Source organism: Bacillus sp. VA13 (assembly GCF_055710085.1).
Window position 1 is genome coordinate 269,055 of record NZ_JBVQPP010000006.1, and the last position, 19,552, is coordinate 288,606.

Genomic DNA, 19,552 nt, shown 5'->3' on the forward strand with positions numbered 1-19,552 from the left:
CTACTTTTTTCCACTAGAAACTGCCGCGGCTTCCGCTGTATGACGTGCCGCCTTTCGTAACACCGCCATCGCCGCCGCTGTCTTTATCATTTGATGGTTTTCTTTCTCTAGTTACAGTCGTTCTGATATAAGTGTCGTATTGATCAATCACATCAGACGTACGATGATCCATATATGTATTCCCATTAACCGTTACTTTGCCGCCCGCATGATAAAGCATGATTGAAACCGCGATTCCCCCGACTGCGATGGCAGCTACCAGCTGAAACCACCATGTAAAGAACACGCTGTCGGGATTGACTCCCGGTTTTATGCCCATATCTTTATAAGAAAGCTGAATATAGGTCTTAAAAGCTTTGAAATAATCTTCATTTGATAAATCAGATGAAATCGTATTTCTGATGCTGTTTAGCCTGCTGTTGTCCAAATACTGTTCAGCTTTTTTGAAGCCCGCGATGAATACTTCTTTGTTTGCCATATCAATCGTTAAAATGGCTGTGCTGCCTTTCCCGTAACGATCATAAAAATCGCCGGTATAATCGGCAATATCTTCACCGTTTGTGCTTTTGGTCGTAATAATGATGAAGTCAGTGTCCCTCTTTGCACCCAGCTCTGCCGAGAGAGATTCAAGTTTTCCGATTTCCGCTTTTGATAATAGATGGGCTTGATCATATACATGCTGCTGTGATTCAGAAGCTCTCGCCGCTTCGATCCCCAGTACCGGCATCACCATGAAGACAGCCAGCACAACAAGAATCGCTTTCCCTAAAAGTACGCGCATCAAAATCCGCCTCCCATCATCAATGAGACGAGCTTCAATGCAAGAAATGTCCCGCCTGCTATTCCGCTAAACCATGCCGCCACTTTTCCTGAACTGATCGGCGGCTTTCCAACAACCTTTCCTGTTTGGCCGTTCATCGCAAAGATATGCTCTGCTCTTTCATAATCGTAACTGACCATCCAAACAGGAAGCAAAACATAAAAGCTGTTCACATTTTTCGTGTGAATATGTTTGTCCCTCACATTGACCGACGTATAACCGGAAAAAGTAGAATGTATGTATGAATCTATATAACTGCTGATTTTCTCTTTTGCCCTAGGAAAAAGCTCCTCATCGGTATAATTGTATTTTTCCGCAATATAACCGGCCAAATATGCCGTTTGAAAGTCCTTCAGCTGATCGTATGAATAAGGTTCCAATTTGTCCATTAATTCATCATTCATTTTTTCAGAGGCATCGACAGGGATTTTCAAATAATCGAGATTGATATCACGAAACGCTTCAAAATGTTCTGTTTCTGTGCAAATATAATCCCCTTCTTCATACTGATGGACTCTGGTACAGTTCGCCCTTACCTGTACTTCACTATTTAAATCAAACATCCAAAACGGAATATACATGCCGGTGATGCTTTTAATACGATCGGCCGACATGAATCCTCTTGGTGTCAGAAGGCCTTTTTTGCACCACTTTCGAAATGCCTGCTCCGCTTCTTGTTTACTGATTGTAAATGGAATGACCTTAGCCGGTGCCAAATGTCCTGATAAACGATCGGCAAGTATTGCAGCACCTCCGCAGAAGCTGCAAGTCGTCGCTGTCGTTTCAGCTTCCGTGATCAAAACGGCACCGCAATTTTCACATTGATATTCTTTTGCCTCATCTTCAGAAAACCGCGCCGCAATGTTTTCTTTCGGGAGGCTTTCAATATTGTCCTGTCTTCCGCAGCTGCCGCAGGATAATAAGCCGGATTCACTGTCAAATGCCATATCACTGCCGCAGTTCGGACACTTATAAGATATTATCATTACCGTTCCCTCTCAAATCTTATGATAAATGGTGCCGCAGCCGAAAGCTGCAGCCTCCTATGTATTATTTATCCAGCATCATTTTCGCTTTTAACGCCGCAAGTTCATCATCAACCTGACTTGAGCCGGCAGTGTCATATTTTGCAGTCAGATCAGCAATATCATCCTGCGGAGCACTGTTCAGTTCAGCCATTGCATTGGCCTGATCAAGCGCCTTATTTACTTTGTCCTCCATTCTGCCGAATGCAGACATTGATTGGCTTGTACTCGAAACAGAAGCGCCAAGCTTGTTCATTCTATCTTGCGTTTTCGCTACTGCCCACTTCGCCTTGATCATATTTTTGCGTGCTTCCAGCTCTCCAATGTCAGAAACCAGTTTGTCATGCATTTTTCTCATCTGTGCGGCATTGGTTGCAGCAATTTGATTCGCCGTCTGCAGCTCAGAAAGCTTTGATTCCAAAGATGTTTTTCTTTCAAGGAATTTTCTCGCATCGCCCTCATTCCCCGCTTGCAGTGCCTTCATTGCATAGCTTTCCATCTTTTCCATGTCTGCCTGGCACTCGTGACATTCTCTTTTTGCTCTCTGCTCCTCAGCCATAACGGCTGCTGTTTCTGCCTTTACCTTAGCCAAATCGCTATTCATGTTTCTTAAATACTGATCTACCATTTTCTCTGGATTTTCAGCCTTGTCCAATAAGGCATTGATATTCGCGGACATAATATCTTTGAATCTTCCAATTATACTCATCATATCGTTCCTCCTAGAAGCTATTTCGTTAAACCCTTTATTACATATACTATTTATTATCGTTAAAAGTTTCATTTTTTTAATAAAAAATGACATTTAAACAGAAAAATACATAACTTTTTACCTGCAAAATAAAAAAATAAATATAAAAAAGGATACCTCCCAAAAGTCCAAAGACTTTCAAGAAACATCCTCATCTTTATAGAGAAACTTCAATCTCTTCCATGCTGGGCAGTGCATCAATCGCTCCAATTTTAGTGCACACAAGGGCTCCCACCTTATTGGCAAATGACACAATCTCACGCAGCTTCGCAAAATCAGCATCTACAGATTGAATGTGATTCGAGCTTGCCAATTGATATAAAGCCGCACCGACAAAAGCATCTCCCGCCCCTGTTGAGTCAATTGATGTAACCGGAATGCTTGGAATGATTTCATGATCTTTTCCATTCGAAAGAAGAGTTCCGCTTTTCCCAAGTGTCACAGCAACCATTTTCGCTCCGATCTCATGAAGGATCGCAACGCCCTTTTCATGATCCCTCACACCGCTGATAATCTCAAGCTCCTCGTCACTGACTTTCACAAAATCGCTTACAGCAATCGCTTTTTTTGCGATACTAACAAACTCTGAAACCCTTCCCTTCCATAAATCTTCACGATAGTTAGGGTCGAACGAAATAAACTGTCCATTGTCTTTCGCAATCGACATAAGCCGTAAATAGGCTGAGCAAAACGGATCTGATAACAGTGCCGTTGCAGAGCCGAAATGAAGAATTTTCGCTTCGTTTAGTTTTTCCTGGTCAATGTCCTCCAGCGTAAACAAAGCGTCCGCGCCTCTATTAAAAACAAAGTCACGCTCTCCATTTTGTTTTAATGAAACAAAAGCAAGCGTTGTAGGCGCTTTCTCATCCATGACCAGCATAGAGGTATCGACGTGTACAGCGTCCAATGTTTGCTTTAGAAAATACCCAAACGGATCCTTGCCCACTTTTCCGCTGAAAGCAGCTTGTCCGCCCAGCTTGGCAATGGCTGCTGACACATTCGCCGGTGCACCGCCGGCACTTTTTAAGAAATGGCGCCCTTCCATTAAATCAACGTCAACATCAGTACAAAAGAAATCAATTAACAATTCTCCAATACAAACTACAGAATGACTACGCATATTATCACACTCATTTATAAAGTCTAGATTACAGTCTCAGTATATTACTTTCTGCCATAAATACAACCATTTACATTGAATATTAAAAATTTTACATATATTTATCTTACAGACCTTTGCTCCAGCTCAGAAATGATGTGCTTATATCTTTTTTCCGTTAAAGGATAGAAGGCGATGAGAATAATAGATAGCAAAATGAAAAATCCCGGAATCAAAGCATTCATATTTTTAATCGCATTCAATGACGTAACTGTCTGATCTGCATTCGCCACATATCCGGCGATTCCTAAATAAATGGCCGAAAATGACCCGGCTAACGCAACACCCAGCTTATTAATAAAGCTCATGCTGGAAATCACCACACCATCCGCGCGAACTCCGGTTTTCCATTCCGCATAATCGACACAATCCGCAACCATTCCCCAAGCAAGCGTATTTAAAGGCGTTGTGAAAAATCCCGAAGCGAAAAGCCAAATGAAAATGAGTGTAATAGAAGAATACGGCGTAAAATGCAGGCCGGCATAAGAAATAAGCGATAGAGCTGCCGTGATCATCATAACTTGTTTTCTGCCCCACTTCTCAGAAAAGTAAGGAATAAACAAATTGCTGATCAGTGCTGCTCCAAAAAATAAAACAGTTCCCAAAAACACAAATTCCTTATGATTTACGTTATACGTAAAATAGTACACCATCGTACTGAGCTTAATATTAAACCCGATCGCAAAAGCCAAAAATGATGAAACTAACATAAGCAAAGGTTTGTTTCGGATTAAAACGGATAACGTCTTTTTGATCCCTTGTTTTTTTCTCTTTTTAGGATGAATCCGCTCCCGTACAGTAAAGAAACTAAATAGATTCAAAACGATGCTGACCGCCGCATAGATGAGCGCTGTCATCTGAAATCCAAACGCCTGATCCTCTCCTCCGATAGCAGTTGCAAGCGGTGTCGCACAGGAAATAGATAAAAGGATGCCGATATACACCAAAATCATCCGTGTTGTTGTCAGAACCGTTCGTTCTTCCACAGAATTCGTCATCCGCCCCGTTAAGCTGTTCACCGGAATCGTTTGCATGCTAAAGGACATCCCCAGCAGAATATAGGTGATATACGCATATACCATATTCCCCGTCTCACCGAAATGAGGCGTCGTGAAACATAAAACCGTAAAAAGCGCAAAAGGAAATGCCACCCACAACAGATATGGCCTTGCCTTTCCCCATCTTGTGTTCGTTTTGTCTAAAATCAATCCCATGATCGGGTCAAAAATAGCATCCAGCACCCGCACAACAAGAAACAACGTTGCGATCACCGCAGGCTGAATGCCGCCGACGTCTGTATAATAGAATAATAGGTATGCGTTTACAAACTGAAAGACAATATTATATGACATATCGCCGAATCCATATCCGATTCGCTCAAACCAGGACAGACCGTGATGCTTCGCCTTCAATGTCGTTGCTTTTTCTGTTTCAATCATTATTTCCCACCCCAAGAATCCGTTTTCATTTCCAGTAAACAAGAGGGAGAATACAAAGATCCTCCCTGTTCACTCAGCGATTTGGATACACCATCACTTTTAAACATTCATTCTTAAATTGAAGCGCCCGCTCCATCGCCTCTTGCGTCTGCTCCAGCGAATATTGGTCCGTTACAAGATGCTTCGTGTCTACAATGCCTGAAGCGAGAAATTCGATTCCCTTTGGGTACGTATTGGCATAACGGAAGATCCCGTAGATATCAATCTCATTATCCGCAATAAACGGCACATTGAGCGGAATCTCGTTCTGTGAAGGCAAACCGACAATCGCCAGTTTCCCGCCCCGGCGCACAGAAGCAAGTGCAGATTGCAATGCCGCTGGATTCCCCGCTGTTTCCCAAGCAACATCAACGCCTCTATCATTCGTGATCGTTTTAATTTCTTCAAGCGCGTCCTGTTCACGGATATTGATGACATGAGTCGCTCCCATTTTTTTCGCGGCTTCTAACCGCAGCGGCTCTAAGTCGGTCACGATAATTGTGCCTGCCCCAAATGCTTTAGCTGCCGCAACAGCCATTAACCCAACAGGGCCCATCCCCATAATCGCAATTGTTGATCCGGGCTGTAGCTTCGTTCTCGCCGCTGCATGAATGCCGACAGAAAACGGCTCGATCAAAGCAGCATCTTCATAGGAAAGTGAATCGGGGATCAAAAAAACAAAGTCCTGTCGCATTTTGATATATTGGACAAACGCGCCATCTACTGGCGGTGTAGCCAAAAACTGCACATCCGGACAAAGATTATAGCGCCCTTCCTTGCACGCCTCACAGCGTCCGCACGTGACGCCCGGCTCTACAGCAACACGGTCTCCCACCTTGAATTGATCGACAGCTAATCCGACAGCAGCAATTTCTCCCGCACATTCATGGCCAAGGATAAATGGTTTTTCCACAACATAGTTGCCTATTCTGCCATTTGTATAGTAATGCAGATCCGATCCGCAAATTCCGACAGCCATCACCTTAATCAACACTTCATCATGATTGATGTCAGGCACAGGCAATGTTTCAATTTTGATCTCTCTTGTGTTGTGCATAACAGCCGCTTTCATGTTCTGAGGTACTGTGTGAGTCATTTGGCAAATTCCTTTCTTTAGAAAATAAAATGTAAGTGCATACATTTTTGTTTTCTCTGTTACTGCCCCCATTTTATCTGCTTTGCAACACGTTCAACAGCCTTTCCTACTGTATAAAAGGACAGCCGCACTGTACTTAACTATTTTCTCATATACAAAAAACGCTGGATTGATAAAATAGTACTAATAGGAGGTGCAGGCTTATGGCTGAACTTGAAAACCGAAAACAATTTGCACAACTGCTGGCACCTGGCGTCAAAACGCTAAAACTTCATCCTGAATATAAAGTCAGAAGGAAAAAGAATGAAAAAACAGGACAGTCTTATATAGATAAAATCGCACTCCAGCTGGGGGTTTCCTCTAACACGATCAAAAGCTGGATCGGACAGATGGGGGCAAACTATATTCCCGGGAGAATCGACGACGGAAAACTGTTCGGAATGATCTGGATCATTCTCGAAAAGACCGACTTGGATATCGAGTGGTTGACCGATCTGCTGGAAACCACCACCATTCCAGTGATCAAACCCCCGTTGCCTGTATGGGCAGCGTCTTGTTTAAAAAAAGCGAAAACACGGCGAAAAGACGGATCATTCGGGGCTCCAAGTGAAGATGAAATTGAAAATGTAGTAAAACGGCTGTTTCATGACAGACCCGGCCATGAAACGAATACGCTTACAGAACAGCCTATCACGCATAACCTACCGTCACGCTGGTCTGGGAGCTTTATCGGACGCAGCTTTGATATGGAAGCGATACGGCAATGGATGCTTTCTCCGTCACCAGTCTGTTTAATCACCGGCTGGGCCGGCATGGGAAAAACCACAATCGCTCTTGAAGCTGCCTATTCCTGTGTCGACGATACTTCAGATTGGCCGGCATTCAACAGCATTATCTGGGTCAGCGCCGATTGGAAAGGATTGAGCTTTAGCGATTTTTTAAATACGATCGCCTATCAGCTCGGACGCGCTGAACAAATCGATAAATCAATCAATGAAAAACGGTTCGTCGTCCGCAATGCGTTAGCCAATTACACAAGAGAAAAACCGGTCCTGCTGATCGTTGACAGCATTGATACCGCAGAACGTGACATTCACGAATTTATCACCAGCCTTCCGCAAGGCGTAAAAATTCTCCTCACTGCACGGGAAAACGTAAAGCAAACCTATCGAGAAAGCTTTGGAGAAATGGCGGCCATTCAGCTGAGCGGCCTTGACCAAACAGATGCCCTTGAATTTTTTCAGCAAGAAGTGCACCGCTGCTTACAAACATGCAACCTCCCATATAAGCGGGAAAAGCTGGAGCAGCTGTTCCATCTATCGTCTGAACTGAAGTACGAATTCATTTCAGCGACTGCCGGAAACCCGAAAGCCATGGCACTCAGCATCGCCTATATGTCAGATGATGACATACCCGCTCAGCAGCTGATTCATGAACTTGGAAAAGCGGGCTACTCTCTGCTGGAATTGTTTGAGTTCCTCTTTGGCCGCACATGGGACAGATGCAACGAAGATACACGAAAGCTATGGCAGACGCTTTGCTTTTTCAGCAAGCCGCCTGATGAAAAAAGTCTGGCGGCAGCGGCCGGATTAGACGCTCGCCGTTTTCATTACGCAATTGAACAAATGCGATCTTTTGCTCTGATTCAGCCGGAACGAAGCGAAGGAAGAACACAGTACTTAGCGCATCAAACCGTTGTCGCTTACGGAGAACAGCACTTATCCGAACAGCACGAATATGAAAAAGAAGCCCGCAGCCGCTGGGCGCACTATTATATTGAGTATGCCGAAACCCATTTAAAGCGGGAACAGCCAAACTCCATCTATTGGAGCTATTTGTTGGGACGAAATTTAGATCAAATGAAACAAGAATGGCCAAACATCTTAAAGGTCATCAAATGGTCGAGCGAAACCGGACAAAAAGAAATCCTAATCGAACTCATCACCCGCATCAGCCATTTTCTAAGCAGAATCAACCTGCCCCTGCGAATCGAATACGGAAGCAAAGCAGCCGACGCCGCCCATCTATTAGGCAAACACACACGAGAAGCGTACTTCCGAATCGACACAGCAGGCTGGGCACTGATGGAAGTCAATGATTTAGACGGAGCACTTCAGCAAATTGAAGCCGGCCTAAAGATACTAGAACAATCAGACGCGGCAGAGCACGACGTTCACGATCTAAAGGTTTGGGGACTCGCACTGCAATCAAGGCTGTTTTTAAAAGCCGGACAACAGGAAAAAGCAGAAGCAATTTTAAACGAAATCGAAGATCAACCGATTTCTCCTACGATTCAACACAGGGTTCTACTGGTTCGCGGTGACTTAAGCTTTGCGAGAGGTCATGATGAAGAAGCCATTCAATTATACGAAACGGCAAATGAAATTAGCTCCACGTACGGCGGCGAAAAAACGATAGAAGCCTATTTCAATCTGGGTGTCTCTTACGTGAAGTGTGGTCGGTTTGGGAAAGCGGAAGAAGCCTTTGAGCAGATGCTTTATGATAAACATAACGCGAATCAGGTTGAGTTAATCTATTATGATTATGGGATGGCGCAGCTGTTGTACCGTATAGGAGAGAAAACGCAAGCGATGGAATCTAATCAAAAGGCTATTCGTTTGATTGATTCGTGGGAGCCCGCGATTGGGATTCGGGGTGAGGTGGAACGATTGGATATGGTAATTGAAGGGTATAACGAAAACACATTTTAATTATCATGGTGTAAGGTCTATCTTGCAACGAACGATCTCGCTAATTTCTTTTTAAACAAAAAAACCAATATAAATCGATTATTTTGCGATTTTCACTTTGAAAAGTAATTATCATAGGTCCTGCTTTACATATAGTTAAAGTGTCGCTTGTAAGGCAAAATCTTTAGACCTCTACACTCCTTGAATTTTAAGGAATATATTCATACAGGGAGGTGTGTACTATGGCTGACAATATGACACCGGAGCAACGCCGGAAAAATATGCAGTCTATACGGTCACAGTCAAAACTAGAAAACAGAGTTTCTAAAGAACTATGGCATAGAGGCCTTCGCTTCCGCAAAAATGATAATTCCCTGTTCGGAAAACCGGACATTTCTATAAAAAGGTATAAAATAGTTATCTTTATTGATTCGTGTTTCTGGCACGGATGCGAAGTGCACGGCAACCGGCCGAAAAGTAACCAGGAATATTGGGACAAAAAGCTTGAAAGGAACAGGAACCGCGATGAAGAAGTAAGGAGTTATTACGAAGAGCATGGCTGGAATTTTAAGCGGGTCTGGGAACATGAATTTAAGGCAGATTTCAATAAAGCAGTTGATGAGATTGAAAGGTTTATCAAACAAGCGAAAAAGACGGCACCTTAATAGGGCGCCGCCTTATATACTTATATCTTCAGTACTATTTGGGTTTCTGTTTCTTTTTGTTGCTGTTCTATCACATTTTCGACTTCATCGATTGTTACTTTTCTCTGGCCACGGAGATTTTCAAGCTGAAGCTTTCTTGCCGGCTCTACCCATTCATATTCAATCCCTGCGAACGACTTTAAGATAGCTTCAAATACGACCTGGGCACCTTTAACGGGAACAGCCATGCCAATCTGCTTTCTGACTGCTTCTTTGCTTCCTTGGAATACAAAGTCGTCCGGAAATGTCTGCAGACGAGCGCGTTCTCGATTTGTCAGAGCGCGGAGTTCCTCCCAGTGATACATATGAGTCCCTCCACCACCACTGCCAGTTACAGTGTAAGCTGGGCGTTCAGGATCAAGCCGTTTGTAAATTGAGCTTAAACGCGCTCCTTTTACATTCAGCTGAAGCTCCTCGGGAATTCCTGCATACCACGCATTTTCACCGGGCGGAATGTAACTCAGCATTTCCTGCACTTTTTTTGTATGCTTCGGCATTTCATGGTTCGGTGCATCTTTAGGGATCGGAGGCTCTGTAATTGCCTGTTTAGACGTCACATAGTCTGTTGATGCCAGTGTAGTCGGTGCCGGCACTCTAAATTTAACACCTTTTGCTGCCCAGTCATTTCTGATGCCAACAATAATAATGCGATGTCTTGCCTGTGGGACACCATACTCTTCAAATTTATATAGATGAGGCGTCAACTTGTATCCACACTCTTCAAGCTCTGTTAGTATCTTAATAAAGGCTTTTCCTTCATTGGCGCTTTGAAGTCCCCCCACATTCTCTGCCACAAAAAATTTCGGCTGATACTTTTCCAGCACTTTGACCCCATACGAATAAAGAGGACCGTATGTACCGTTCAATCCCTGCTTTTCACCGACATTGCTGTAATCATTACACGGGAATCCGAACGCAAAGCAGTCGATTTCTTCAAGCACTGTTTTATCACCGATCGGAAGCTGTTCAACCGGACAACAGTGAACAGACTGATCTTCTATATTCCCACAAATGTTGTAGCGGAACGTGCTACACGCATTAGGATCATAGTCATTTGCCCACACATGCTCTATCCGCCATTCTTTACCCGTGTCAGGATGCACAAAACCTGCCAATTTAGCACCAAGACTGAGTCCACCGGGACCATTGAACAGTTCTCCTTTTTTAAAAATCATGTTAAAACCCCTCTTCATTTCACCTATATTCAACGTTTATACGAAAATATGTTCTTGCATACTTGTACGCTAATTAGTTTACACGTTTTCCTCAAAAAAAAGAAGCCCCATGGCTGATTTTTAAATAATATCATTTGAAACAAGTGGTTATTCCTTATTTGTAATAGGAAGTAGTTAATTTCAGGCTGTCTGAAATTTAAATATATCTTTATTGATAATGTTTCCAATGTGTACACTGTCCTCGTTTTTAATGTTTTGTACAAAAATTACTGCCGGCATCGATTGATTTATTTGTTATAATATTCAACATCCCTCGAGGCAGATGGCGAAAAGTGACGGATTATTCAATAAATTTATTTGGCGGCAAAATAATTCGGTTACGAATTATTTTGCCGTTGGATTGTTCTGTAAAGTAGTAAATAAGTTAAGTAATAAGCAGGTGATAACTAGTGTCTAAGGAATCAAAAGATACTTCTCTAAGCAGTTTAAAAGGTCTAATTGAAATGTATTTAAGTTCACAACTCCTTTTTCAAGAGATATTCACTCCATTAAAGAAGACTATGAAAGATAGTGAAATAAACAGCCTCCTCTCGGAAAAATCCGGAAAAGGACTGAATTCTATATATCGTGATAAGAATACGGGTGTTGTCTTTAGCGCAGTAATGTTTCTCCGCTATTGGAAGGCGTTTCTAGAAATCCATCAAGAAAGAGGGTTGGATAAGAACACCCTGCCCAATCTAGAAGATCTAACTGCAAAATATAAACAAAGCATTGATGCAATATCATTCGTTGAAGATGCAGAAAATTTGGAAAGCGCGATTCATACCTATTTCCCTCTTATTGTGGAGATCGTTCTCTTTTATGAAAAACATCCGCTTTCCTCTGAGAAGTTATCTAAGCGAGAGGTTCTTGAAACATTGAAAGAGAGAAAAGATATTCAGGATGCACTGAGAACAGAAAGAGCAAGGAGGATGACGAAGGTTGACTGAACGAAAAGTATGGTTTATTACAAGGCCGGAACGGGATCCACATTTCCATGCAGATGCAGTAAAAGCGCTGGCAGAAGCTACAGAAAATTTTACTATAAAATGGCTGGGAAACAGGGAAGCACATAAACATTATGAAAAAGTGCTAGCCTCAAGAGGGTTAAAGCGAAATAATATAAGCAATGATGGCTCGGGAGGTCGTACCTGGTGCGCCATGTTAAAAACATTTGCCTACTGCTACATAGACGGCGAAGGTCTAGTTAAACCAACAAAATCGGGAAAAGCACTTATCAATGGCACTAAAGAGTACGAAAATGTGAAAAAACAAATTTTGACACTCCAGATCCCCAATGCCTATTTCATGGAACCAGGATTCCGTCCGAAATTTGAAGCAGGATTCCGTATCCGTCCTGCCAGATTTTTAATTAAACTGGTACAACGCCCAGATTTACAATATCATCTTACAAAGGAGGAAATTACCTACTTTGTTTTGACTGCAAAGCAAGACAAACAGCTGGATGAGGTGGCTGCACGGATTATTGCGTACCGCAATGCTGGCCAGGATGAGCAGCGTTTGATGAAACAGGAGGTTGCAGTAGAATATGACCACCGTGCCCGAAATGACAACGCAGCACGGGATTATTATCAAGCTCATTCAGATGTGGCGCATACATTTATGCTTCTGTGCGAATATACAGCGCTTGTTGATTATCAGCGCGGCGAGGCAGTATTAAAGACCGATCCCACTTTAGTGGGGGAAGCACAGAACGTGCTTAGCTATTACGACAGCCGTTACCCTTTTAATGCACGATACCTAATTTCAGTAGAACGTATGGCTCAGAACAGCGGTCTTGATGTAGACAGCTACAAAGCGAGTAATTTTGGCGTAGTAAAGCCTGTTAGCAATCAGGGAAAGATTCAGGGGAAAATCGAGGCCATTTTAAACGATATTCCCAACTCAACGGAGTTGACTAGAGAAGAGCTCCTTCCCTATTTTCTGCCATCATTTGGGCCGCGTGATGCCCAGAAAGTTGTAGATGTACTTCGTTATCAAGTACGCGAAATGGGTAGCGTACCAGAAGCGTTTGTAGAAAAATACTTGGGTGAGCTGACGCCAGCAGAGTTTGAAAAGGAAACGCTGAAAATTTTTGAGGCAATTGGCTTTGAAGCAGTATACCAGCCAAAAGTTGACGGAAAGAAAACGGAAATTGAAATTCTACTTATACACGAAGACAAATGCGGCATTATTGACACAAAGCATTATCCAAGCGGCTTTGTGCTAACGCAAAACCTAGCCAACTATATGGCATCAGAGTATATTCCAAATTACCTTCAATTCGAAAATAGACAACTGTTTTTTTACGGATACGTTACATCAAGCAAGTTTTCTGGACAAAAGAAACTCAAATCGATCACCACTTTAAGCAGCAAGCTGGTTGAAATAGAAATCGAGGGCTTTATGATGACACGCGAAGTCTTAATCGGCTTTCTGGATTATTGTATTGAGAATGAACTATCAAAAAAAGAGCGAGTAGAGCTGTTTTTGGCTAGAATTAAAAATAAGGGATTCAGCGACCTTCAAGTATTTTTAACAAACAAAAATTAGACTTAATTTATGATCAAAAAGGGAGGTTTTTTCGTGCCAAAACCTGGAGATACTTTCACTACAACATTAAAGCGAGCTCATTTAGAATGGGGCTCTCACAGGCATACAAATACAAGAGGGACTGTATATGGAGAAGGCTATTTACATATTCCAAGACACGAAGCAATGTCATTAGACATCTATAACAGCAATTGTTCAGGTGCCAATATTATTTACACATGCAATTCGGCGGATGGGTTTCTGCAGAATGCATCTCTCAAAGCCTCTGGATGCAGCACAGCAGGCGATATTTATGCTAAACAATTTCAAGGAAACGGAAATCTTCAGCTAATTGGACAATGGTTCCGCCATGTAAATGCGCAAGTAGGCGACCAAGTTAAAATTACGTGGATTAGTCAAACCGAAATTGAGATAGAGTTAATTTAATATAAAACGTGGTTAATTCCAACTGCCGGTCGACTGAGGTTGCCCTTAAGAATCAATAAGGACTACAGGAGGGCACTTACCAGGGAACAAGTGACCTATTTATTTGTTAAAGGACCTAGCTCACTTTCTAAAGCTCACACAAACTAATGGGTTAGAAATGGATAATCTGGTCTTCACAGTACTTGCTTATACTGGCCTAAGAATTGGTGAACTCCTTGCTTTAAAGTGGACAGATTTCAACGATGAACTAGGTTCGATCCGTATCACAAAGACCCTTTACAATACAAACAATCATATTGAGAAAAACCAGCTGCTAACACCTAAAACAAAAGGACCTGTCCGTACCATCCGAATTGATGAAATATTTGTCGACTTCTTAGAAAGTAAAAAATTTATCAGAATGAAACTAAGTTGAGAACAGGTTGGTTTATCAGGATTCAGGTTTTATTTTTGCGCGGAAAGATGGTCATACGTAATTTAGAAAAGTTATTGAACCAGGCTTAAACGGTTGCTCAAAAGGCCGGGATCGAGAAGAATATTACTCCTCATTCTTTCAGAAACTCCCATACCTCTTTATTAATTGAAGCAGGAGTTGGCATTAAAGAGACCCAGCAGCGTTAGGCCATTCAGATATAAATACTACAATGAATATTTACGCTCATATGACTGCCAATTAGGAAGAAAAGGCCTCCCAGCAGTTCAGTGAACTGATGAAAGACCTTCTCTTGTAATTGGCTCTTTTGTTGTCATGCTTTGCCTAATTGTAAGAAACGAGGACAAAGCCGAGAACAATAATCCCTCTAATACGGTTAAGGTGTTCATATATAAAGGTTGATATCCCTTTATTACACCATGCCGCCCATAAATCCTTTGTATTGTAACATGTTTAACGCGAGCTAATAAATGTTGATTAACTCGCGTTATACCAAAGATTTTTATAAATCGTTTTGTACCATCTTTAACATTAAATTATTACTTATTTCGAGCTTATGTTACCCGTTTGTTACTCCATTTTCACATCTATGGTGTATTTTATTTTGCCTTTTATTTTAGTTACCTTTATTGAATAAGTTAACATTTTTTAGGAGTATATTTTTTACGCTCTTTAATAAAAAGCTTTTTGAGTTATATGCGGAATATAGACACCAATATCTTTAAGGTAAGCATTTACCCACAAAGTCAATTTCTCTTTTGCCTCTTTTGGTGATAATATATCCCAAATTTCAACAGCTCCTGATAAATTAAAGTATTGAGCGGTATCTCGAACAAGATTACGCCGCTGTTTTCCAGTTAACATTTGAATTGTCCCAGCTTCTTGTTGTTTACCAACGTAATCTAGCATTTCAAATAGAGCTCTCATTGCCACTTTGTTACGAGATAAATACCTGTTTTCTATTGTTTGTCCTGCTAAATCCTGATCTTCCAACAATAGTTTTGTATATTTATAAGGGTCAGCCAATGCCTCATCATAAGTTAACTCTACATACCACCACAGTCGTGATAAACCATTACGATACATCCCTTTTTGTCCAAAGAAATATCGTGTTTTTATGAATTCTACTGGATCTCCTTGAGCTTCTTCAATAGGCCAACGTTCTCGCATAAACTGCCAATATTCTGTATGCGTTAACAAAGTCCAATAGTTTTGATCTGAAGCTAAAGTATATGGTAAATCTTTATAATATGTGTATATTCGAATAGCATTATCTAAGTCATCCGCACTACGTTTTTTTAAATCTGTAACTTTTAATTGAGCAGGATTAGAAAATGGGACACTTAATTCCTGTCCTAACCAAGATTCATCCGATTTATACAGATCCAAATTTGTTAGAATATTGCCTTTTAACTCTAATAGTTTGGTATGTTCTAAGTATAATTTTTTCATTCCTATCATCCATTCGATTCAAGATATTTTATTCGCTAACAAGTAAATCACTTAACGAATTAAGAGCCTCATTTACAACATCTTTCAAAATTTTATGAGCAATTACAGCTGCTCCAGTTTCATTGATCTTTTTTGGGTCAATTTGAAGTTGATCTAGTTGATATAAGATCGAGTTATACCATTCACTTTCTTGCACTGGATCTTCACTATTCCCTTGTTCAACTTCGCATATATAAGTTAAAGCATCTATTAACGCCGGTAAATAATACATCGTTATTAATAATGGATTAACTTGCTCATAGCGCTGAATATCTGATATTTGGTCATACACATTAGGTGGTAAATAGATATCAATGATTCCGTTACCAAAAGATAATTCATATGGTTCTGGATTCTCTTCTTCTGAAGCACGTAAGTTAAAAATTGATTTTGCAGGTACAATTGGATCTTTTTCAATTGGTAAAGATACACCTGGATCTACTGCCAAGTACGTACCTTTTTTGAAAGTTAGTGCTACCCCGTTATAATCTTCATGTAACAACTCATTTTCATAATCGATGATAGTTGTATTAGCAACTATCATAAAACTAACATCTACTTGTTTAGTTAGTTTCTTTTGAGGAATGTAGAAAATTATTTCTCTATTTGTGGTTGTGAATGCGTCACGATACATACTAGCTGCACATTCTATATGTGCAACAAATATCGCTTCATGATTATTAATTAGCTCCTGTAAGCGAGTATTATTGAGTTCAAATTTCACTTTAAACTCAACAATTCCTTCATTTTGTGGAGTTACTTCAAGAAGCGTGGCTTTAAAAGAGCTGTTTGTATAATCGTCATTAAATTCTGCTAATACAGGATGAGGATAAGCTGTCTTTTTTATTTTCATACTGTATGAACCTCCAAGGAATAAGGTGTTAATTCATTCAAGGTTACTTGTAATTCACAACGTTCATCTTTTACAAGCTCTAATGGACCAATTACATTATCTATCAATGAAACTGTCGTTAGTTGATTACCTTTTTTCAGCTTTACATCTTTTAATGAAATATCTACAAATCTCCCATTTTCACCCATTGCTTGAATTTGTAACTTTGCATTTCCAGAGACTTTTGGTGTAATTACTACTTTATAAAATTCATTAATCTCATCATAAATTGAGCGTACCTTTGAAACATCACCTTTTTTCTCTCTAGGCGGTTTTGGATTTGGGTTTGGTGGTTTTGGGGTTGGATTTGGGTTATTCTTGCGTTTCTTTTTCTTAGTTTTTATTAGTTCACGTTGAGAAAATGAAAGAGGTACGATTTTAATAGACTTAATTTTCTCTTTTAAAGCTTCTTCGCTAATCTCAGTTAAGGGTTTTGATTTGTCACTTTTTTTAGGTAAGATTTGTTCTAAGCCTATTAAGTCAATTGACTCCTTTTTAATTTTAGGAGCTAGTCCATGAACATTTCCGGAAATCCATTTGTGAATTTTTTCAATAATCCTTTTGACTTCCTTATTTTTTTTTACTTCTTCATCCTCTGAGTTTTCATTTACATTCACATGCCAACCTTTATGTGTAGCTGTTTCAGTCTCAGATAATATTTTATTTAAGTCAGGCCCTTTGATAGTTAAGAAACCCGCAAAGCGCACAGGTGGTTTTCTAAAGTTATCTTTGTTGAAAATCTTCATACCCGAAGATCGATTCATTGAAATAGTGTTACTAAACTCGTCGCCTTTAGCTAAATAAAGCAACACTGGCTGTTGCTCAACTACATCTTTAATATTTATATCAAGTCTAAACGGCTGTCCCTCAGTTAATGCGGTGTAAAACTCTTTAATAATATGGTGTCCAGAAGGTTCAGCCTGACAAATCTCTTCAATAATGTCAGGTAGAGTATCTTTAGAAATCTCTTTGCCATCTACATTGACTTTTAGTTTTTCTTCATAAAATGCTAAAAGAAAGTTTTCAGCAATAACTTTAACAAAATGATCTTTCCAGTTTGCATCAAATTTGAATCCAAAAATAAACTTATCTGTACCGACTTCTTCCCGTTTAAAATCATCCGGTAAAAAAGATAAATCAGTAATTGGTTTATAACCATTTATTATCCCATAGTAAATATTTTCGCGATATTTTATTCCATTCTTTTTATAAGTGGCAAGTTTTGCCACTCCTTGAAAACCCGTTTCGTCTTGTTTGTTAAGTGTTCCATACAAAACCATGCTATATTTAGACGCTAAGAAGGGAGCGTGTTTGCCCAACCCGCGTGATCCATTAGAACCGGCTACTTTATCAGAATATCCGCTACTTTTTACTAAGGAATTCCATTTACCTTCGTCGTCACTAGTAACATCACTTAAGCCAATTGTATTAAAATCCCGAACGGCTAAAACAACTATTTCCTCTTCATCTTTCATCGTATTATACATTTTATCGAAGTGTTTATAAGTTTTCTGGTCATTTCCCCACGAGTCTCGAATTGCTTCAATAATTCCAGTGAATTCATCTAATTCAAACAAATTTTCGTCTTTTTTCACTGTAAACTTTTTAAATTCTAATAGAACCGGTCCTTCTTTTTCAGGATCTTTAGCATCAAGCGCATCTTGCGTCAATTCTCGCGGAACATGATATAAAGGGTTGTCTTTAAAATTTTCCATACCTGCATGATTCAATCCACTGCGTGAGTTATCAGTATTTTCAGCAGATTTCCATCCAATTTTATTTTCTACCATTTCATACACCTCTTTAATTATTTACGAAACTTAAATGCCGTAGCTTTTTCTTTTTCTCTATCATTAAATTTAACCTTTAATAAACGTAACTCTTCATCTAACTTAGATAATATTTGCTTTACATGTTCATCGGTAAAATCATAATTGTTGCGATTCGCTAGGTTACCAATTAATCGTATTTTCTTTATTGTTTCGGTAACCCTCTTTTAAGCAAGCCCTTCAAACTTTTCCCGCTTTTTATTTTCCGTCATAAATCAGTTTTTCTGCTTTTGATAAGTGTTCAGGTGGCTCCTCCGTGCGTATCACATCTAAAATACCGATGCCGCATTCTTTACAGAACATGGTTTTGCTCCTTTACGACTGTGTTTCTTCCAGCTCAATCACTGTCTGTCCTTCTGGCGCTTTTTCTTTCTTTTTCACTTTACCAGAACGCTTCATCTTTTTGTTTTCGCCAGTTTTAAGCATCTCTTGAATATATTCTTCATCCCATTTGGCTTCTTCTGTTTCGTATGGAACTCCTGCCAGGGTTTTTAATATGGCTTCCACAATCACTTTTGCTCCCTTTGGGGGAACTGCCATGCCGATTTGCCTTCTGACACTTTCTTTTCCGCCGATGAATTCATACCAGTTAGGGAAGGTTTGTAGTCTTGCCCGTTCACGATTCGTCAACGCGCGTGGCTCGGCATAATGGTAAATATGCGTTCCGCCTCCTCCGCTTCCAGTAACAGTATAGCTCGGAGCGTCAGGTGACTCAAGTCCTCCGACGTTCTCACCTTAAAGGCAAGAGACTGATAGTGATTCAGCACCTTTATTCCATACGTATAGAGACCGCCGTATTGCCCTTCCAGTCCTTTGGTTTTGCCTACGCATGTACTCCTTTATATTCTTCGCCGTTTTCATCAAGTACCACTTGACCGTTTTCATCTATCACAACTGCCTGCTTTGCTCAGAGCGACAGCCCGCCTGACCTCAGAACAGCTCTCCTTTTCGATACGTTGTCATGTCTATTAACTCCAATATTATGAATTTA

Annotated in this window: 16 protein-coding genes and 1 pseudogene; 6 read left to right on the top strand and 11 right to left on the bottom strand. The window is 40.5% G+C overall.

Translation table 11 applies throughout. The annotated features are described in order from the left end of the window. Positions 1–13: 13 nt before the first annotated feature. The 6 genes from AC0C66_RS20445 to gutB form a co-directional block, all read right to left on the bottom strand. Positions 14–781 (bottom strand): TPM domain-containing protein, encoded by a 768-nt coding sequence (locus AC0C66_RS20445; protein WP_472973696.1) that lies wholly within the window; start codon positions 779–781, stop codon positions 14–16. Continuing rightward, positions 781–1,806, bottom strand: coding sequence for a TFIIB-type zinc ribbon-containing protein (locus tag AC0C66_RS20450; RefSeq protein WP_088679877.1), 1,026 nt, complete (start codon positions 1,804–1,806; stop codon positions 781–783). The genes AC0C66_RS20445 and AC0C66_RS20450 overlap by 1 nt, the downstream gene beginning before the upstream one ends. Positions 1,807–1,870: 64 nt before the next feature. Continuing rightward, the gene (locus AC0C66_RS20455; RefSeq protein ID WP_061186171.1) at positions 1,871–2,554 is read right to left on the bottom strand and encodes a PspA/IM30 family protein; all 684 of its coding nucleotides are present in this window, start codon (positions 2,552–2,554) and stop codon (positions 1,871–1,873) included. A 199-nt stretch (positions 2,555–2,753) separates the two neighbouring features. After that, complete coding sequence (locus tag AC0C66_RS20460) at positions 2,754–3,716, bottom strand: carbohydrate kinase family protein (RefSeq protein WP_090558414.1); 963 nt, start codon at positions 3,714–3,716, stop codon at positions 2,754–2,756. A 101-nt stretch (positions 3,717–3,817) separates the two neighbouring features. After that, positions 3,818–5,194, bottom strand: coding sequence for an MFS transporter (locus AC0C66_RS20465; protein WP_014112887.1), 1,377 nt, complete (start codon positions 5,192–5,194; stop codon positions 3,818–3,820). A gap of 73 nt (positions 5,195–5,267) precedes the next feature. Continuing rightward, positions 5,268–6,329: a sorbitol dehydrogenase gene (gutB, locus tag AC0C66_RS20470; protein WP_461845913.1), complete on the bottom strand. Its 1,062-nt coding sequence runs from the start codon at positions 6,327–6,329 to the stop codon at positions 5,268–5,270. A 203-nt stretch (positions 6,330–6,532) separates the two neighbouring features. On the opposite strand from gutB, the gene AC0C66_RS20475 reads away from it, so the two are divergent. Both AC0C66_RS20475 and AC0C66_RS20480 read left to right on the top strand, forming a co-directional pair. Then, positions 6,533–9,040 (top strand): NB-ARC domain-containing protein, encoded by a 2,508-nt coding sequence (locus AC0C66_RS20475; protein WP_461845914.1) that lies wholly within the window; start codon positions 6,533–6,535, stop codon positions 9,038–9,040. Positions 9,041–9,261: 221 nt separating this feature from the next. Next, positions 9,262–9,684 carry a very short patch repair endonuclease gene (locus AC0C66_RS20480; protein ID WP_326227800.1) on the top strand — a complete coding sequence of 141 codons (423 nt, stop codon included), beginning with the start codon at positions 9,262–9,264 and terminating at the stop codon, positions 9,682–9,684. Positions 9,685–9,704: 20 nt separating this feature from the next. Here AC0C66_RS20480 and AC0C66_RS20485 read toward each other — a convergent pair whose 3' ends face one another. Further along, a complete protein-coding gene (locus tag AC0C66_RS20485; protein ID WP_268470851.1) occupies positions 9,705–10,898 on the bottom strand; it encodes a DNA cytosine methyltransferase in 1,194 nt (397 codons plus the stop codon). A gap of 449 nt (positions 10,899–11,347) precedes the next feature. On the opposite strand from AC0C66_RS20485, the gene AC0C66_RS20490 reads away from it, so the two are divergent. From AC0C66_RS20490 to AC0C66_RS20505, 4 genes are all read left to right on the top strand, one after another. After that, on the top strand, positions 11,348–11,887 hold the full coding sequence (locus AC0C66_RS20490) for a hypothetical protein (RefSeq protein WP_064671839.1): 540 nt from the start codon (positions 11,348–11,350) through the stop codon (positions 11,885–11,887). Then, positions 11,880–13,490 (top strand): AlwI family type II restriction endonuclease, encoded by a 1,611-nt coding sequence (locus tag AC0C66_RS20495; RefSeq protein ID WP_472973697.1) that lies wholly within the window; start codon positions 11,880–11,882, stop codon positions 13,488–13,490. The genes AC0C66_RS20490 and AC0C66_RS20495 overlap by 8 nt, the downstream gene beginning before the upstream one ends. Positions 13,491–13,523: 33 nt before the next feature. Beyond that, on the top strand, positions 13,524–13,916 hold the full coding sequence (locus AC0C66_RS20500) for a hypothetical protein (protein WP_268470841.1): 393 nt from the start codon (positions 13,524–13,526) through the stop codon (positions 13,914–13,916). A gap of 157 nt (positions 13,917–14,073) precedes the next feature. After that, on the top strand, positions 14,074–14,331 hold the full coding sequence (locus AC0C66_RS20505; RefSeq protein WP_461845916.1) for a site-specific integrase: 258 nt from the start codon (positions 14,074–14,076) through the stop codon (positions 14,329–14,331). Between the two features lie 690 nt (positions 14,332–15,021). On the opposite strand, the gene AC0C66_RS20510 is transcribed toward AC0C66_RS20505, so the two are convergent. The 4 genes and pseudogenes from AC0C66_RS20510 to AC0C66_RS20525 form a co-directional block, all read right to left on the bottom strand. Further along, positions 15,022–15,801 (bottom strand): DUF6339 family protein, encoded by a 780-nt coding sequence (locus tag AC0C66_RS20510; RefSeq protein WP_268470835.1) that lies wholly within the window; start codon positions 15,799–15,801, stop codon positions 15,022–15,024. Between the two features lie 28 nt (positions 15,802–15,829). Continuing rightward, positions 15,830–16,693, bottom strand: a complete 864-nt coding sequence (locus AC0C66_RS20515) for a hypothetical protein (protein ID WP_461845917.1) — start codon at positions 16,691–16,693, stop codon at positions 15,830–15,832. Beyond that, entirely contained in the window at positions 16,690–18,522 is a 1,833-nt protein-coding gene (locus AC0C66_RS20520) for a hypothetical protein (protein WP_461845918.1), read from the bottom strand. Before AC0C66_RS20520 ends, AC0C66_RS20515 begins: the two co-directional genes overlap by 4 nt. Before the next feature lie 354 nt (positions 18,523–18,876). Continuing rightward, positions 18,877–19,269 (bottom strand): annotated as a pseudogene (locus AC0C66_RS20525) (DNA cytosine methyltransferase); the annotation flags it as partial. Between the last annotated feature and the right edge of the window lie 283 nt (positions 19,270–19,552).

Coding starts and splice junctions, on each gene's coding strand:
- AC0C66_RS20445 (WP_472973696.1), bottom strand. CDS start 781: ATGCGCGTACTTTTAGGGAAAGCGATTCTTGTTGTGCTGGCTGTCTTC.
- AC0C66_RS20450 (WP_088679877.1), bottom strand. CDS start 1,806: ATGATAATATCTTATAAGTGTCCGAACTGCGGCAGTGATATGGCATTT.
- AC0C66_RS20455 (WP_061186171.1), bottom strand. CDS start 2,554: ATGAGTATAATTGGAAGATTCAAAGATATTATGTCCGCGAATATCAAT.
- AC0C66_RS20460 (WP_090558414.1), bottom strand. CDS start 3,716: ATGCGTAGTCATTCTGTAGTTTGTATTGGAGAATTGTTAATTGATTTC.
- AC0C66_RS20465 (WP_014112887.1), bottom strand. CDS start 5,194: ATGATTGAAACAGAAAAAGCAACGACATTGAAGGCGAAGCATCACGGT.
- gutB (WP_461845913.1), bottom strand. CDS start 6,329: ATGACTCACACAGTACCTCAGAACATGAAAGCGGCTGTTATGCACAAC.
- AC0C66_RS20475 (WP_461845914.1), top strand. CDS start 6,533: ATGGCTGAACTTGAAAACCGAAAACAATTTGCACAACTGCTGGCACCT.
- AC0C66_RS20480 (WP_326227800.1), top strand. CDS start 9,262: ATGGCTGACAATATGACACCGGAGCAACGCCGGAAAAATATGCAGTCT.
- AC0C66_RS20485 (WP_268470851.1), bottom strand. CDS start 10,898: ATGATTTTTAAAAAAGGAGAACTGTTCAATGGTCCCGGTGGACTCAGT.
- AC0C66_RS20505 (WP_461845916.1), top strand. CDS start 14,074: ATGGATAATCTGGTCTTCACAGTACTTGCTTATACTGGCCTAAGAATT.
- AC0C66_RS20510 (WP_268470835.1), bottom strand. CDS start 15,801: ATGAAAAAATTATACTTAGAACATACCAAACTATTAGAGTTAAAAGGC.
- AC0C66_RS20515 (WP_461845917.1), bottom strand. CDS start 16,693: ATGAAAATAAAAAAGACAGCTTATCCTCATCCTGTATTAGCAGAATTT.
- AC0C66_RS20520 (WP_461845918.1), bottom strand. CDS start 18,522: ATGGTAGAAAATAAAATTGGATGGAAATCTGCTGAAAATACTGATAAC.